This window comes from Massilia sp. 05N420, assembly GCF_056397205.1.
In genome coordinates, this window is the sequence record NZ_JBFTMX010000219.1 from 1 (window position 1) to 403 (window position 403).

Here is a 403-nt window from a genome sequence, read left to right on the forward strand (position 1 = left end):
GTGATGGTCTATGCGCGTGGGAACGAACTCCCAGATCGCATAGGTCATAAAAACGATACTGATGACGAGGATCGGATAGCTGATGACGACGCCGCTGCGCATCTGCCGGGAGAAGAACATGGCCGTCAGAGCGCTGAAGCCAATAAGCATCGCTGGCGGCCAGATATGGAATGCGATCTGGAGCGCGTGCTCCGGTCCAAATGCCGGCGAGAGCAGATAGGCAATCGTCACAAAGGGGAGGTCGATCAGCCGCGACCAGGGCGATGTGTAGGGTTCTGGCGTTGCAATAACCGGCAGACCGAGATCAAACCAGTGTCCGCCACCGAGGAAAAGAAGACGGATCTGAAGTTCCCGCATCTTGTCGTCGATATCGCCGAGAAACGCCTGACCGTCGGCCAGATCC

The 403-nt window shown here is 57.3% G+C and carries 1 protein-coding gene; it reads right to left on the reverse strand.

Going from position 1 to position 403, the window contains the following annotated elements; all coding sequences use genetic code 11:
* On the reverse strand, window positions 1-403 hold a 403-nt coding region (locus AC1DIX_RS28060; RefSeq protein WP_477328652.1), incomplete at both ends, for a hypothetical protein.